Below are 14,647 nucleotides of genomic sequence, written 5' to 3'. Positions count from 1 at the left end.
CCCGATCAGGTCTGCGCCATGTCCACGAAGCGTGAGTAGTGGCCCTGGAACGCCACCGTGATCGTCGCCGTCGGGCCGTTTCGGTGCTTGCCCACGATGATGTCCGCCTCGCCCGCGCGCGGTGACTCCTTCTCGTAGGCGTCCTCACGGTGCAGAAGGATCACCATGTCCGCGTCCTGCTCGATCGAGCCGGACTCACGCAGGTCGGAGACCATCGGCTTCTTGTCCGTGCGCTGCTCGGGGCCACGGTTCAGCTGGGAAAGCGCGATCACCGGCAGTTCGAGCTCCTTGGCCAGCAGCTTCAGGTTTCGCGACATGTCCGAGACCTCCTGCTGCCGGCTCTCGGCCCGCTTCGAGCCGGACTGCATCAGCTGGAGATAGTCGATGACCACGAGCTTGAGCCCGGCGCGCTGCTTGAGCCGACGGCACTTGGCACGGATCTCCATCATCGACAGGTTCGGCGAGTCGTCGATGTACAGCGGAGCCTGCGACACATCCGGCATCCGCCGGGCGAGCCGGGTCCAGTCCTCGTCGGTCATGGTGCCCGAACGCATGTGGTGCAGCGCGACCCGGGCCTCGGCCGAGAGCAGTCGCATCGCGATCTCGTTACGGCCCATTTCGAGGGAGAAGATGACGCTGGGCAGGTTGTGCTTGATGGAGCAGGCCCGCGCGAAGTCCAGGGCGAGCGTCGACTTACCCATGGCGGGACGGGCCGCGATGATGATCATCTGGCCGGGGTGGAGACCGTTGGTGAGCTGGTCGAGATCGGTGAAGCCGGTCGGAACACCGGTCATCTCGCCGCTGCGGGACCCGATCGCCTCGATCTCGTCGAGCGCGCCCTCCATGATGTCGCCGAGCGGCAGATAGTCCTCGGTCGTGCGCTGCTCGGTGACCGCGTAGATCTCGGCCTGGGCCGAGTTCACGATCTCGTCGACGTCGCCGTCGGCCGCGTATCCCATCTGCGTGATCTTGGTGCCGGCCTCCACGAGACGGCGCAGCACGGCGCGCTCATGGACGATCTCCGCGTAGTACGCCGCGTTGGCCGCGGTCGGTACCGACTGGACGAGCGTGTGCAGATACGAGGCGCCGCCGACCCTGGTGATCTCACCGCGCTTGGTGAGCTCCGCACCGACCGTGATCGGGTCGGCCGGCTCGCCCTTGGCATAGAGGTCGAGGATGGCCCCGTAGACCGTCTCGTGGGCGGGCTTGTAGAAGTCGTGGCCCTTGATGATCTCCACGACGTCCGCGATGGCGTCCTTGGAGAGGAGCATGCCGCCGAGGACGGACTGCTCGGCGTCGAGGTCCTGCGGGGGCACCCGTTCGAAGCCCGACAGGCCGCTGTCCCACGGGCCGCCCTCGCTGCCGCGGTCGTGCTGATCCTCCCGGCCCCGTCCACGCCCACGGCCCTCGCCGCGAGGCCGGGCGACGGGCAGCCGGTCGCTCGGTCCGCTGTCGGCCCAGGGGTCGTCCAAGGGCTCGGGAATGCTCACCAAGCCACCTCCTCCCGTCCGCTCCGCGGACCTCTCCGTGCCACTCTTTCTTACGCCACGGCTCGGACAAACAAGAGGCTTTGACTCCGCTTCTGGCGCGTCGGGCGCCGGACCACGGTAGGCCCGTGGGCACCGTCAGCCAATCTGGTTATCCACAGGGGCTGTGGGTTAAGGAGCGGATGCTGTGGAGAACTCGGTCCAACCTGTGCACGGACCGGGGGACAGCCATGTGGACAAAGTCATAGCCATCCCCGTGACACGGCCCTGACCTGCACCTTTTCCATCCACGGGCTGTGGGGGAGAAAAACTTCTCGCTCCGGACCAAGATCAGAACAAACGGCCCACACCCGAAGGCCGGAGCATGGCACTTGTAAGGACCCCTGGCACATTGCATCTCTTACCTGTGGAAGATTAGATTGAGACCCATGACCCAGGCTCCCCCGGCCCCCAAGGCGGCCCGTCGGCAGCACGACCGAGAGATCATCTCGCTCGCCGTCCCGGCCTTCGGCGCGCTCGTCGCCGAGCCGCTCTTCCTGATGGTCGACAGCGCCATTGTCGGCCACCTCGGGACCCCGCAGCTCGCCGGTCTCGCCATCGCGGCAGCCCTCCTCGCCACTGCCGTCAGCGTCTTCGTCTTCCTCGCCTACGCCACCACGGCCGCCGTCGCCCGCCGCGTAGGGGCCGGCGACCTCAAGGCCGCCATCCGCCAGGGCATGGACGGCATCTGGCTCGCGCTCCTCCTGGGCGGAGCCGTCGTCGCCCTCACGCTGCCCGCCGCCCCCTGGCTGATCGACCTCTTCGGCGCTTCCGACACCGCCGCTCCGTACGCCACCACCTATCTGCGCATCTCCAGCCTGGGCATCCCCGCCATGCTCGTGGTCCTGGCCGCCACGGGTGTCCTGCGCGGCCTCCAGGACACCCGTACGCCGCTGTACGTGGCCATCGGCGGCTTCACGGCCAATGGACTCCTCAACGTGGGCCTCGTCTACGGCGCCGGGATGGGCATCGCCGGCTCCGCCTGGGGCACGGTCGTCGCGCAGTGCGCCATGGCCGCCGTGTATCTCGTCGTCGTCGTGCGTGGCGCGAGACGCCACGGCGCCTCCCTGCGCCCGGACGCGGCCGGCATACGCGCCAGCGCCCAGGCGGGCGTCCCTCTCCTGGTCCGTACGCTCTCCCTGCGCGCGGTCCTGATGATCGCCACCGCCGTCGCGGCCCGCATGGGCGACGCCGAGGTCGCCGCCCACCAGATCATCCTGTCCCTGTGGAGCCTCATGGCCTTCGCACTGGACGCGATCGCCATCGCCGGACAGGCCATCATCGGCCGGTTTCTCGGCGCCGACGACGCCGACGGGGCCAGACAGGTCTGCCGCCGCATGGTCCAGTGGGGTGTGGTCTCCGGAGTCGTCCTGGGCGCACTCCTCATCGTTGCCCGCCCGCTCTTCATCCCGCTCTTCACCGGCGACGCCACAGTCCAGGACACCCTTCTCCCGGCCTTGCTGGTCGTCGCGGTCTCCCAGCCGATCGCCGGCGTGGTCTTCGTCCTGGACGGCGTCCTGATGGGTGCGGGCGACGGCCCCTATCTGGCCTGGGCCATGCTGCTCACCCTGGCCGTCTTCGCCCCGGTCGCGCTCCTGGTGCCCGTTCTCGGCGGCGGGCTCACCGCGCTGTGGTGGGCGATGACGCTGATGATGACCGTCCGCATGCTGACGCTCTGGCTGCGCTCGCGCTCCGGCCGCTGGATCGTCACCGGCGCCACGCGGTGAATGTTTCACGTGAAACGCCGTGTTTCACGTGAAACGGCGGAAGGGCGGAACGGCGGAAGGGCCGCACCCCGAGGGGTGCGGCCCTTCCGTACTGCTGAGAGCAGCGTTACGCGGCGACGACCTCGACGCCGAGCTTCGCGGCAACCTCGGGGTGCAGACGCACGGACACCTGGTGCGAGCCCAGGGTCTTGATCGGCGAACCGAGCTCGACGCGACGCTTGTCGACGTCGGGGCCACCCGCGGACTTGATCGCCGTGGCGATGTCGGCCGGGGTCACGGAGCCGAAGAGGCGGCCGGCGTCGCCGGAGCGAACGGCCAGACGCACCTTCACGCCCTCGAGCTGGGCCTTGATCTCGTTGGCCTGCTCGATGGTCGCGATCTCGTGGATCTTGCGGGCGCGGCGGATCTGCGCCACGTCCTTCTCGCCACCCTTGGTCCAGCGGATCGCGAAACCACGCGGGACCAGGTAGTTGCGAGCGTAACCGTCCTTGACGTCGACGACATCGCCGGCGGCACCGAGGCCAGAGACCTCGTGGGTCAGGATGATCTTCATTTTTCGGTCACCCTTCCCTTATCGCGCGGTGGACGTGTAGGGCAGCAGCGCCATCTCACGGCTGTTCTTCACGGCCGTGGCGACGTCACGCTGGTGCTGCGTGCAGTTGCCGGTCACGCGGCGGGCACGGATCTTGCCGCGGTCGGAAATGAACTTCCGCAGCATGTTCGTGTCCTTGTAGTCCACGTACGCGGTCTTGTCCTTGCAGAACGCGCAGACCTTCTTCTTAGGCTTGCGCACAGGCGGCTTCGCCATGGTGTTTCTCCTGTGTGATCAAGAAGTGGGGGTACGAGCTGCCTTCGAGGGGAGTGCCCTAGAAGGGGGGCTCGTCCGAGTAGCCGCCGCCGCTGGAGTTTCCACCCCAGCCGCCTCCGCCGCCCTGCTGCTGGCCGCCGCCGGCCGGCGCGCTGGTCGCCCACGGGTCGTCGGCGGGAGCACCGCCGCCACCCTGCTGGGCACCGCCGGAGCTTCCGCCCCAGCTGCCGCCGCCCTGCTGGCCGCCACCGCCGCCGTAGCCACCCTGGCCACCGCGACCGGTGGTCTTGGTGACCTTGGCCGTGGCGTTCTTGAGGCTGGGGCCGACTTCGTCGACGTCCAGCTCGTAGACCGTGCGCTTGACGCCCTCGCGGTCCTCGTACGACCGCTGCTTCAGCCGGCCCTGCACGACGACGCGCATGCCTCGCTGGAGCGACTCGGCGACGTTCTCCGCCGCCTGACGCCAGACCGAGCAGGTCAGGAACAGGCTCTCGCCGTCCTTCCACTCATTGGTCTGACGGTCGAAGGTGCGGGGGGTGGACGCGATACGGAACTTCGCGACTGCCGCACCGGACGGGGTGAAGCGCAGCTCGGGGTCGTCGACAAGATTGCCGACGACCGTGATGACGGTCTCGCCTGCCATTGGATGAACCTCTCGGCGGGATTGCTTCTGGCTGCTTGCTGCTACTCGAACCCGATGACCTCTGAGCTAGGTGCTCAGTGAGTCTCGGGACGGAGGACCTTGGTCCGGAGGACCGACTCGTTCAGGTTCATCTGGCGGTCGAGCTCCTTGACGACCGCAGGCTCGGCCTGCAGGTCGATGACCGAGTAGATGCCCTCGGGCTTCTTCTTGATCTCGTAGGCGAGACGACGACGGCCCCAGGTGTCGACCTTCTCGACCTTTCCGTTGCCCTCACGGACGACGGAGAGGAAGTTCTCGATCAGCGGGGAGACAGCGCGCTCCTCGAGATCGGGGTCGAGGATGACCATCACCTCGTAGTGACGCATGTGGAACCCACCTCCTTTGGACTCAGCGGCCACGGTCGTTCCGTGGCAGGAGGGTCGTGATGCGTAAACAACGGTATCGGCCGCCACTGACAATCACCCTCGACGAGCGAGGAGAGCGTCGGGGTCCAGGGTGGACCTGGGCAGACACCGGTGCAGACCGTACAGAGTACCCGCACACCGGCTTCCGGTTGAAATCCGGTGGCGGGGGGACGCAATCTGTACACAACGGATGTCGGCGGCGCTACGATGCGCCGCCGTCCGGCAGGCACGCCAGGAGGTGCCCCATGGCACAGGCAATGCGACCCGACCCCGGACACTCCCTACTCGCCACCGACGGCAAGCCTCACCCGCTCCAGGACACCCTGGTGGGCGTGACGCTCGTCCTCGGAGTGCTGTCCTTCATCACCGCGCAGTTCCACGACCTGCATGTGCTGGCGTCCTGGACCGGACTGATCGGCATCATGACGGGCGCGTTCGGACAGTTCATCTCCGTGACGACCAGGGAACGCTTCGCCTTGATCGTCGGACTCGGCGCCTCGGCTGTGGGCTTCTATCTCGGCATGGCCTACGGGGGCCTCGCCTGAGGCCGTTCGGGGTCGGCCGCCGGCCGACGGACACACGTCCCATCGGGGCGCTCCCCGGTCACAGTAGGCTTCGGCGCGAGAGCCGGAGCCCCTGAACCGATGGGGACACACCTGCCGAGGAGCGCCCCGCATGAGCCTGACCCTGAGGACCATCAGCCGTGAGCAGCATCTGGCATTCATCCAGAGCCAGCCCGCGGCGAGCCACTGCCAGGTCCCGGCGTGGGCTGATGTGAAGACCGAGTGGCGCTCGGAGAACCTGGGTTGGTTCGACAAGTCCGGCGAGCTCGTCGGCACGGGCCTCGTGCTCTACCGCCAGCTGCCGAAGATCAAGCGCTACCTGGCCTATCTGCCCGAGGGCCCGGTCATCAACTGGTACGCCCCGAACCTCGACGACTGGCTGCAGCCGATGCTCGCGCATCTCAAGCAGCAGGGTGCCTTCTCCGTGAAGATGGGCCCGCCGGTGGTCATCCGGCGCTGGGATTCCGCCGCCATCAAGTCCGGCATCCAGGACCCGGACGTGAAGCGCCTGAAGGACATCGAGGCCACGCACATCGAGCCGCGTGCCTTCGAAGTCGCCGACCGGCTGCGGAAGATGGGCTGGCAGCAGGGCGAGGACGGCGGCGCCGGCTTCGGTGACGTCCAGCCCCGCTATGTCTTCCAGGTGCCGCTCGCGAACCGCTCGCTCGACGATGTCCTCAAGGGCTTCAACCAGCTGTGGCGCCGCAACATCAAGAAGGCCGACAAGGCCGGTGTCGAGGTCGTCCAGGGCGGCTACGAGGACCTCGCCGAGTGGCAGCGCCTGTACGAGATCACGGCCGTCCGCGACCACTTCCGCCCGCGCCCGCTCTCGTACTTCCAGCGCATGTGGACCGTCCTCAACAGCGAGGACCCCAACCGCATGCGGCTGTACTTCGCCCGCCACGACGGTGTGAACCTGTCGGCGGCCACCATGCTCGTCGTCGGCGGCCACGTCTGGTACTCGTACGGAGCCTCCGACAACATCGGCCGCGAGGTCCGGCCCTCGAACGCGATGCAGTGGCGGATGCTGCGCGACGCCTATGCGATGGGCGCGACCGTCTACGACCTGCGGGGCATCTCGGACTCGCTGGACGAGACCGACCACCTCTTCGGCCTCATCCAGTTCAAGGTGGGAACGGGCGGCGAGGCCGTGGAGTACGTCGGCGAGTGGGACTTCCCGCTCAACAAGCTCCTGCACAAGGCGCTCGACATCTACATGTCGCGTCGCTGACGGCCCGGGCGTTCCGCCCGTAATCTCGTACGTAATCTCGTAGGTCTCGTACATACCTTTGATACACCGCAGCCACCAGAAAGGTTCCGGGCCGGCCATGGCGCTCTCCCTCTACGTCGACACCGCGCGCTGGCGGGCGCACCAGAAGTCCGTGATCGACCAGTTCCCCGGACTGATCCCGGTCTGCAAGGGCAATGGCTACGGGTTCGGCCATGAGCGGCTGGCCGATGAGGCCGCCCGGTTCGGCTCGGACATGCTGGCCGTGGGCACCACGTACGAGGCCGCGAAGATCAAGGACTGGTTCGGCGGCGACCTGCTCGTCCTCACCCCGTTCCGGCGGGGCGAGGAGCCGGTGCCGCTGCCGGACCGCGTGATCCGCTCCGTGTCGTCCGTGGACGGCGTGCACGCCCTCGTGGGCGCCCGGGTGGTCATCGAGTGCATGAGCTCGATGAAGCGCCACGGCATCGGCGAGGAGGACCTGGGACGGCTGCACGCGGCCATCGAGGACGTCCGCCTGGAGGGCTTCGCCCTTCACCTGCCCCTGGACCGCACGGACGGCACCGACGCGGTCGAGGAGGTCATCGGCTGGATGGACCGGCTGCGGGCCGCCCGCCTGCCGCTGCACACCATGTTCGTCAGCCATCTGCGGGCGGAGGAGCAGGCCCGGCTCCAGCAGCAGTTCCCGCAGACCCGGTTCCGCGCCCGGATCGGCACCCGGCTCTGGCTGGGCGACCACGAGGCCACCGAATACCGAGGCGCCGTCCTGGACGTCACCCGCGTGGCCAAGGGCGACCGCTTCGGCTACCGCCAGCAGAAGGCCGCCTCCGACGGCTGGCTGGTGGTCGTGGCCGGCGGTACCTCGCACGGGGTGGGCCTGGAGGCCCCCAAGGCGATGCACGGCGTGATGCCGCGGGCGAAGGGCGTGGCCCGAGCCGGTCTGGCGACCGTCAACCGGAACCTCTCGCCGTTCGTCTGGGCCGGCAAGCAGCGCTGGTTCGCCGAGCCGCCGCACATGCAGGTGTCGATCCTGTTCGTGCCGGCCGACGCCCAGGAGCCGAAGGTCGGCGACGAGCTGGTCGCCCATCTGCGGCACACCACGACCCAGTTCGACCGGCTCGTCGAGCGCTAGCCACCACTAGCGCCCCAGCGGGTCCCGCGGTGCTCCGTCCCGGGGGACTCCCCACTCCACGCGCGGCCCCTCCACGGCCGGGGCCGCGTGCCGGGCCGGGTGGGCGGCCCTGCCCCGTACGAAAACGTCCTCAGCGCCGTCCAGGACGCCCCCGGAGGGATCGTCCGAGCCGTCCTGCCGGACCACGTCCCGTTCGGGCGCCAGGATGTCGCGCACGATCACGGCGCACAGGTACAGCGTGCCGAGCAGGTGCAGGACGATCACGAAGTGGTAGCCGTCCGTCGGCAGGCCCTGCTTGTTGCCGCTGGTGGTGAAGGCCAGGTACATCCAGATGCCCAGGAAGTACATGACCTCGCACGCCTGCCAGATCAGGAAATCCCGCCAGCGCGGCCGGGCCAGGGCGGCGAGGGGGATGAGCCACAGCACGTACTGCGGCGAGTACACCTTGTTGGTCAGCACGAACGCCGCCACGACCAGGAAAGCGAGCTGCACGAACCGTGGCCGGCGGGGCGCCGTCAGGGCCAGGACACCGAGGCCCGCGCCGACGATCAGCATCAACACCGCCGTGTACGTGTTGGCGCTGTCGGGCGAGATCTGCTCACCACTGCGCTGGCTGATCAGCAGCCACAGCGAGCCGAAGTCGACGTTCCGCTCCTGGTTGAACGTGTAGAACTGCTTCCACCCCTCGGGCGCGAGCAGCATCACCGGCAGGTTCACCACGAGCCACGCTCCGGCCCCACCGAGCAGCGCCGCGCCGAACTCCCGCCAGCGCCATGCCCGCCAGCACAGCAGGAGCAGCGGCCAGAGGAGCAGGAACGGATAGAACTTGGCGGCGATCGCGAGGCCCAGCAGGATGCCGAACGCGAGCGGACGGCCGCGCGACCACATCAGCACGGCGGCCGAGGTCAGCGCCACGGCCAGCAGATCCCAGTTGATGGTGGCGGTGAGCGCGAACGCGGGGGCCAGGGCGACCAGGAGCCCGTCCCAGGGGCGGCGGCGGTGCGTACGGGCCACGCAGACGACCATGACGGCGGCGCAGACCATCAGCATGCCCGCGTTGACCATCCAGTAGATCTGCTCGCGGTGCACCAGATCACTGCCACCGGGCGTGAGCCAGGCCGCGGCCTCCATGAACAGACCGGTGAGGACCGGGTACTCCAGGAACTCTATGTCGCCACTCAGCCGGTCGAAGTACGGCACCAGACCCTCGGCGAACCCGCGTCCGACGAAAAGGTGGGGGATGTCGGAGTAACAGGCGTGGGTGTACTGCGAGGTGCTCCCCCGGAACCAGGCCCAGTCGTAACACGGGATCTTCTGCACCATGCCGAGCGCAAACATCCCGATGGCCACCAAGGCGATCACGCGCACGGGGGTGAGCGCCCCGCTGCCGAGCAGGGCCCGGCGGCCGACGGGCCCGCCGATCAGTTCGCTGCCCGCCGCGGCGACCTCGTCCCGATGGGTGGGGCACACCAGCCCCTGGGTCTGCGGCCGGTCCTGCGGCGGACTCGTCTTGTGGAGGCTCGGCATGGGGGACATCCTGCCGTACGTCCCTGAGAAACGGTGAGGGCCGCCGCACCCGGCGCCGTACGTGTGGGTACGTGTCGGATACGGCGGCCCTCAGGGCCTTGCCGTGCGGGGCCGCCGGGTCAGTTGCTAGCCCAGCCAGCCGGTTCCGCCGTTGGGTTTCCCTCCGCCGTCGTCGGTGTTCGTCGGTGTCGGCGATGTGGGTGTCGTCGGTGCCGTCGGTGTCCCGGTCGGGCCGCCGTTCTGGCCACCGTCCTGGCCGCCGTTGCTGTTGCACGACCAGTCCCACACGTCACAGGACTTGTCCGGGTCCGGCTTCTTGGTGGGCGTCGACGAAGGCGTCTGCGAGGGGGTCACGGTCGCCGACGGGGTCTGCGACGGGGTCTCCGTCGGGGTCGGGGTGGGACTGGGGACACCGCCACCGAAGACCGGGTCGAGGTCCAGTTCCTCAGGCTCCGGGAAGGACGTGGGCGTCACGCCCTTGTGCACCTCGGTCATGTAGTCGTGCCAGATCTGGGACGGGAACGAGGAACCGTGGATCCTCTCCTGGTCACCCGTGCCGTACATCTCCTCGAACTTACGGTTCTTCTTGGTCTCGTCGTCGTCGAAGCGGTACATGTCGATCGCCGTCGACAGCTGCGGGGTGTAGCCCACGAACCAGGCCGACTCGTTGCCGTCGGTCGTACCGGTCTTGCCGGCCGCCTCACGGTCGTCCAGCTTGGCCTTCTTACCGGTTCCCTTGACCACGACGTCCTTGAGGACATCGGTGATGTTGCTGGCCACGGCGGTGGAGAAGGCGCGCTTCGGCTTGGCCTCGTGCTCGTAGACGGGGTTGCCGTTCCGCAGGACCTTGGTGACGGAGAACGGGTCGTTCTGCTCTCCGTTGTTCGCGAAGGTCGCGTAGGAACCGGCCATCCGGATCGCACTCGGCGAGGAGATACCGAGAGAGAAGGACGGCACCTCACCCTTCACCAGCGAGTTCTCCAGGAGACCCGCCTTCTGGGCTGCATCGCGGACCTTGTCGATGCCGACGTCCATGCCGAGCTGCACATAGGGCGAGTTGAGGGACTTGATCATCGCCAGCCGGAGATCGACCTTCTTGAAGCTCGCGTTCTCATCGTTGTTCTGGAGCCACTCCTTGCCCTTCTCGTCCCGCCACACCGAGCCGTCGAAGTTCCTGACCTTGTAATCGTCCACGCCGCTGTAGAAGGTCTTGTCGGGGTCGATGACGGTCCGGGTGGAGGCGTCCTGCACCCTGTCCTTCTTGGGGTCGCGCACACCGTCGGTCATGGCCGCCGCAAGGACGAAGGGCTTGAAGGTCGATCCGACCTTGGCGCCGGTCTCGTCCGCGTTGTTCGTGAAGTGCTTCGTCGCGTCCGTGCCACCGTAGATCGCGACGATCGCCCCGGTCTCCGGGTTCACCGAGGCACCACCGAACTGGACGTGGGTGTCGGTCTTGGGGCGCTTCTTGGGGTCGATGTACCCGTCGTAGATCTTCTTGATGGAGTCCTCGAGGGCCTTGACCTTCTTCTTGTCGAAGGTCGTGTGGATCTCGTAGCCGCCGAGGGCAAGGTCGTCCGCGGTCACGTCGCTCTTGTTGATGAAGTTGGCCTTGGCCGTGCTCACCAGGTAGCCGATCTGGCCGGTCAGCTGGGCGTTCTTCTTCGGCGGCTGCACCTTGGGGAAGGTCGGGTACTTCGCCCGCTCCGCCGGCTCGAGGTGGCCGTCCTTGACCATCTCGTTGAGGATCCACTCCCAGCGCTCCGTGGCGCGGTCCAGGTTCGCCTTCGGCGTCGCCTTGGGGTCGATCTCGGTGGAGCCGGCAGGGTCGTAGTACGTCGCGCCCTTGAGGAGCGAGGCGAGGAAGGCACACTCACTCGGGTTGAGGTACTGGGCGTCCTTACCGAAGTACGTCCGGGCCGCTGCCTGGATGCCGTAGGCGCCGCGCCCGTAGTACGCCGTGTTCAGGTAGCCCTGCATGATCGCGGGCTTATCCATCTCGGCACCGACCTTGATGGAGATGAAGAGCTCCTTGACCTTGCGGGACAAGGTCTGCCGCTGGTCGTTGAGCAAGCTGTTCTTCACGTACTGCTGGGTGATGGTCGAGCCGCCCTGCGTCTCGCCGCCCTTGGCCATGTTCCACACGGCACGACCGATGCCCATGGGGTCGATGCCGGAGTCTGTGCGGAACGTCTTGTTCTCCGCCGAGATCACCGCTTCCTGCATGGCCATCGGAATCTTGTCGATGCCGATGATCTGCCGGTTGACCTCACCACCGGTGGCGGCCATCTGCGTATTGTCGGACCAGTAGTACACGTTGTTCTGCGCCTTGGCGGCCTGATCCTCCTTGGGGATCACCACCTGGGAGTACGCGATCGTCGCCGCGCCCATCAGGAGGCCGAAGAACGCCAGGCAGAGCCCCGAGACGAACTTCCACGAGGGCACCCAGCGACGCCAGCCGTACTTGTCGTACCGCGGGTAGTCGATCAGGCGCTTCCTGCCCGGCGGGCGGCCGCCCCCACGACCACGACCCGGGCCGCCGCCCTGTCCGCCGCCCCCGCCACCGCGGCGGCCGCCACCGTGACCGCCGTGGCCGCCCGCGCCGCCGTCGGGTGCACGCCGACGGCCTCCGCGCTGGGCTGCACGACGAGCCTCGGCCCGTCCACCGTAGGGGCGCTCCTCTCCGTACCCAGACGAAGGGGAGCCGGTACTGACATCCCGTCCCTGGGCGGACCGGCGGCCCATGGGCTGCTGGGCAGCGCGCCGGGCCGCCGCGCGGCCGCCACTCGGCGGCTGCGACTGCGGCATTTTGCGACGATGCTCGCTCATCGAACGACTACTCCTCGGGCAGGCGCGTACGCCTGGAAGCGGCAGTTGAGTTCCGGTCCCCCCGAAATGCGTACGGCCGGGCCTCACCAGAAGCCCCTCCGTACCGCAGCCGATCACCAGGAGCACTGACGTCCTGCGGCGTCGCTCGGTTCCCGGTGGTCTGCATGCCGCACAGACTACGCACGGCCAAAACCCACCTAGGGCCGAACTTCACCCCAAATCAGGCAAGTCGCTTGCTGTGAATTGACGATGTGACGCCGGTCACCGTGGGCCCACTTGTCGCATCAGGGCGTCCGTTCTATCGTCGTGATGTATCGAGTCGATACATCAGCGCGGCATAAGAGACCGAGAGCGGAGGAGGGGACGGATGAGCAGACGCTCGGGAATCCTCGAGTTCGCCGTCCTCGGTCTGCTCCGCGAAGCGCCGATGCACGGATACGAGCTGCGGAAGCGGCTCAACACCTCGCTGGGCATCTTCCGGGCCTTCAGCTACGGGACCCTCTATCCCTGCCTCAAGACGCTGGTCGCGAGCGGCTGGTTGATCGAGGAGCCGGGCAGCGCCCCCGAGGACGCGCTCGCCGCTTCCCTCGCGGGACGCCGCGCCAAGATCGTCTACCGGTTGACGGCGGAAGGTAAGGAGCACTTCGAGGAGCTCCTCTCCCACACCGGCCCGGACACCTGGGAGGACGAGCACTTCGCCGCCCGCTTCGCCTTCTTCGGTCAGACCGAGCGCGATGTGCGGATGCGGGTCCTGGAAGGCCGCCGCAGCCGGCTGGAGGAGCGCCTGGAGAAGATGCGCGCCTCTCTGGCCCGCACGCGCGAGCGCCTCGACGACTACACACTTGAGCTGCAGCGCCACGGAATGGAGTCCGTGGAGCGCGAAGTGCGCTGGCTGAACGAGCTCATCGAGAGCGAGCGGGCGGGACGGGATCAGAGATCCGGCCCCGACGCCCCCGAGGGCGCCGCTCAGCACGACAACGATTCTGGAGAAACGGGCGGCCTGCCCCGGCACGGGGGCAGTACCCGGCCGGATCCGTCCGACGACACCGCCAAGTGAATCCCTGCATCCCGCAGGGCTTCCACGATCACACAGGGAGCAACCGGAATGGGTTCGGTTCGCGTAGCCATCGTCGGCGTGGGCAACTGCGCCGCCTCGCTGGTTCAGGGCGTCGAGTACTACAAGGACGCCGACCCGGCGACCAAGGTGCCCGGCCTGATGCACGTCCAGTTCGGCGACTACCACGTCGGTGACGTCGAGTTCGTCGCCGCGTTCGACGTCGACGCGAAGAAGGTCGGCCTCGACCTCTCCGACGCCATCGGCGCCAGCGAGAACAACACCATCAAGATCTGCGACGTCCCGAACACGGGCGTCACGGTCCAGCGTGGTCACACCCTCGACGGCCTCGGCAAGTACTACCGCATGACGATCGAGGAGTCCGCCGAGGCTCCCGTCGACGTCGTGCAGGTCCTCAAGGACAAGCAGGTCGACGTCCTCGTCTGCTACCTGCCCGTGGGCTCCGAGGACGCCGCGAAGTTCTACGCCCAGTGCGCCATCGACGCCAAGGTCGCCTTCGTCAACGCCCTCCCGGTCTTCATCGCCGGCACCAAGGAGTGGGCGGACAAGTTCACCGAGGCCGGTGTCCCGATCGTCGGTGACGACATCAAGTCCCAGGTCGGCGCCACCATCACGCACCGTGTGATGGCGAAGCTGTTCGAGGACCGCGGTGTCCGTCTTGAGCGCACCATGCAGCTCAACGTCGGCGGCAACATGGACTTCAAGAACATGCTCGAGCGCGACCGCCTCGAGTCGAAGAAGATCTCGAAGACCCAGGCCGTCACCTCGCAGATCCCCGACCGCGAGCTGGGCGAGAAGAACGTCCACATCGGCCCGTCGGACTACGTGGCCTGGCTGGACGACCGCAAGTGGGCCTACGTCCGCCTCGAGGGTCGCGCCTTCGGTGACGTTCCGCTGAACCTGGAGTACAAGCTCGAGGTGTGGGACTCCCCGAACTCGGCCGGTGTCATCATCGACGCCCTGCGCGCCGCGAAGATCGCCAAGGACCGGGGTATCGGTGGCCCGATCCTCTCCGCGTCCTCGTACTTCATGAAGAGCCCGCCGGTGCAGTACTTCGACGACGAGGCCTTCGCCAACGTCGAGAAGTTCATCAAGGGCGAGGTCGAGCGCTGATCCGCTGATCCAGTTTCGTCGATCGAGGGTCCCCGGTCTTTCGCCCGGGGGCCCTCTTCGTATGTGAGTCTTGCT

14 protein-coding genes are annotated in these 14,647 nt (G+C 67.7%); 6 read left to right on the top strand and 8 right to left on the bottom strand.

Annotated elements, in window-relative coordinates; translation table 11 throughout:
* Nucleotides 1-5 precede the first annotated feature (5 nt).
* A complete protein-coding gene (gene dnaB / locus ACZ4VI_RS15720) occupies nt 6-1,490 on the bottom strand; it encodes a replicative DNA helicase (protein WP_467999763.1) in 1,485 nt (494 codons plus the stop codon).
* Between the two features lie 425 nt (nt 1,491-1,915).
* On the opposite strand from dnaB, the gene ACZ4VI_RS15715 reads away from it, so the two are divergent.
* Nucleotides 1,916-3,253 carry an MATE family efflux transporter gene (locus tag ACZ4VI_RS15715; RefSeq protein WP_467999762.1) on the top strand — a complete coding sequence of 446 codons (1,338 nt, stop codon included), beginning with the start codon at nt 1,916-1,918 and terminating at the stop codon, nt 3,251-3,253.
* A 106-nt stretch (nt 3,254-3,359) separates the two neighbouring features.
* Here the strand turns inward: ACZ4VI_RS15715 and rplI are convergent, their stop codons facing one another.
* The 4 genes from rplI to rpsF form a co-directional block, all read right to left on the bottom strand.
* Nucleotides 3,360-3,806 (bottom strand): 50S ribosomal protein L9, encoded by a 447-nt coding sequence (gene rplI / locus ACZ4VI_RS15710; RefSeq protein ID WP_315894947.1) that lies wholly within the window; start codon nt 3,804-3,806, stop codon nt 3,360-3,362.
* Between the two features lie 18 nt (nt 3,807-3,824).
* Nucleotides 3,825-4,061, bottom strand: coding sequence for a 30S ribosomal protein S18 (rpsR, locus tag ACZ4VI_RS15705; RefSeq protein WP_005315025.1), 237 nt, complete (start codon nt 4,059-4,061; stop codon nt 3,825-3,827).
* Nucleotides 4,062-4,119: 58 nt separating this feature from the next.
* Nucleotides 4,120-4,704, bottom strand: a complete 585-nt coding sequence (locus ACZ4VI_RS15700) for a single-stranded DNA-binding protein (RefSeq protein WP_467999761.1) — start codon at nt 4,702-4,704, stop codon at nt 4,120-4,122.
* A gap of 74 nt (nt 4,705-4,778) precedes the next feature.
* On the bottom strand, nt 4,779-5,069 hold the full coding sequence (rpsF, locus tag ACZ4VI_RS15695) for a 30S ribosomal protein S6 (protein ID WP_004950685.1): 291 nt from the start codon (nt 5,067-5,069) through the stop codon (nt 4,779-4,781).
* Between the two features lie 284 nt (nt 5,070-5,353).
* On the opposite strand from rpsF, the gene ACZ4VI_RS15690 reads away from it, so the two are divergent.
* The 3 genes from ACZ4VI_RS15690 (at nt 5,354) to ACZ4VI_RS15680 (ending at nt 8,031) form a co-directional block, all read left to right on the top strand.
* On the top strand, nt 5,354-5,653 hold the full coding sequence (locus ACZ4VI_RS15690) for a hypothetical protein (RefSeq protein WP_467999760.1): 300 nt from the start codon (nt 5,354-5,356) through the stop codon (nt 5,651-5,653).
* 130 nt (nt 5,654-5,783) lie between these two features.
* The gene (locus ACZ4VI_RS15685; protein ID WP_467999759.1) at nt 5,784-6,902 is read left to right on the top strand and encodes a lipid II:glycine glycyltransferase FemX; all 1,119 of its coding nucleotides are present in this window, start codon (nt 5,784-5,786) and stop codon (nt 6,900-6,902) included.
* A gap of 97 nt (nt 6,903-6,999) precedes the next feature.
* On the top strand, nt 7,000-8,031 hold the full coding sequence (locus ACZ4VI_RS15680; RefSeq protein ID WP_467999758.1) for an alanine racemase: 1,032 nt from the start codon (nt 7,000-7,002) through the stop codon (nt 8,029-8,031).
* 6 nt (nt 8,032-8,037) lie between these two features.
* Here the strand turns inward: ACZ4VI_RS15680 and ACZ4VI_RS15675 are convergent, their stop codons facing one another.
* From ACZ4VI_RS15675 to ACZ4VI_RS15665, 3 genes are all read right to left on the bottom strand, one after another.
* A complete protein-coding gene (locus ACZ4VI_RS15675) occupies nt 8,038-9,558 on the bottom strand; it encodes a glycosyltransferase family 87 protein (protein WP_467999757.1) in 1,521 nt (506 codons plus the stop codon).
* A 126-nt stretch (nt 9,559-9,684) separates the two neighbouring features.
* On the bottom strand, nt 9,685-12,045 hold the full coding sequence (locus tag ACZ4VI_RS15670; protein ID WP_467999979.1) for a transglycosylase domain-containing protein: 2,361 nt from the start codon (nt 12,043-12,045) through the stop codon (nt 9,685-9,687).
* Nucleotides 12,042-12,221: a hypothetical protein gene (locus ACZ4VI_RS15665; RefSeq protein ID WP_467999993.1), complete on the bottom strand. Its 180-nt coding sequence runs from the start codon at nt 12,219-12,221 to the stop codon at nt 12,042-12,044. Before ACZ4VI_RS15665 ends, ACZ4VI_RS15670 begins: the two co-directional genes overlap by 4 nt.
* 530 nt (nt 12,222-12,751) lie before the next feature.
* Between ACZ4VI_RS15665 and ACZ4VI_RS15660 the strand changes: the two genes are divergently transcribed.
* Both ACZ4VI_RS15660 and ACZ4VI_RS15655 read left to right on the top strand, forming a co-directional pair.
* On the top strand, nt 12,752-13,441 hold the full coding sequence (locus ACZ4VI_RS15660; protein WP_467999756.1) for a PadR family transcriptional regulator: 690 nt from the start codon (nt 12,752-12,754) through the stop codon (nt 13,439-13,441).
* A 48-nt stretch (nt 13,442-13,489) separates the two neighbouring features.
* A complete protein-coding gene (locus ACZ4VI_RS15655) occupies nt 13,490-14,572 on the top strand; it encodes an inositol-3-phosphate synthase (protein ID WP_137994552.1) in 1,083 nt (360 codons plus the stop codon).
* Nucleotides 14,573-14,647 lie beyond the last annotated feature (75 nt).

Source organism: Streptomyces sp. NPDC029169, assembly GCF_055563935.1.
This window is presented reverse-complemented; position numbering and strand designations above follow the sequence as displayed.

Excerpts from the sequence above, each read along its gene's own strand:
- ACZ4VI_RS15715 (WP_467999762.1), top strand. The coding sequence starts at position 1,916 with ATGACCCAGGCTCCCCCGGCCCCCAAGGCGGCCCGTCGGCAGCACGAC.
- rplI (WP_315894947.1), bottom strand. The coding sequence starts at position 3,806 with ATGAAGATCATCCTGACCCACGAGGTCTCTGGCCTCGGTGCCGCCGGC.
- rpsR (WP_005315025.1), bottom strand. The coding sequence starts at position 4,061 with ATGGCGAAGCCGCCTGTGCGCAAGCCTAAGAAGAAGGTCTGCGCGTTC.
- ACZ4VI_RS15700 (WP_467999761.1), bottom strand. The coding sequence starts at position 4,704 with ATGGCAGGCGAGACCGTCATCACGGTCGTCGGCAATCTTGTCGACGAC.
- rpsF (WP_004950685.1), bottom strand. The coding sequence starts at position 5,069 with ATGCGTCACTACGAGGTGATGGTCATCCTCGACCCCGATCTCGAGGAG.
- ACZ4VI_RS15690 (WP_467999760.1), top strand. The coding sequence starts at position 5,354 with ATGGCACAGGCAATGCGACCCGACCCCGGACACTCCCTACTCGCCACC.
- ACZ4VI_RS15685 (WP_467999759.1), top strand. The coding sequence starts at position 5,784 with ATGAGCCTGACCCTGAGGACCATCAGCCGTGAGCAGCATCTGGCATTC.
- ACZ4VI_RS15680 (WP_467999758.1), top strand. The coding sequence starts at position 7,000 with ATGGCGCTCTCCCTCTACGTCGACACCGCGCGCTGGCGGGCGCACCAG.
- ACZ4VI_RS15675 (WP_467999757.1), bottom strand. The coding sequence starts at position 9,558 with ATGCCGAGCCTCCACAAGACGAGTCCGCCGCAGGACCGGCCGCAGACC.
- ACZ4VI_RS15660 (WP_467999756.1), top strand. The coding sequence starts at position 12,752 with ATGAGCAGACGCTCGGGAATCCTCGAGTTCGCCGTCCTCGGTCTGCTC.
- ACZ4VI_RS15655 (WP_137994552.1), top strand. The coding sequence starts at position 13,490 with ATGGGTTCGGTTCGCGTAGCCATCGTCGGCGTGGGCAACTGCGCCGCC.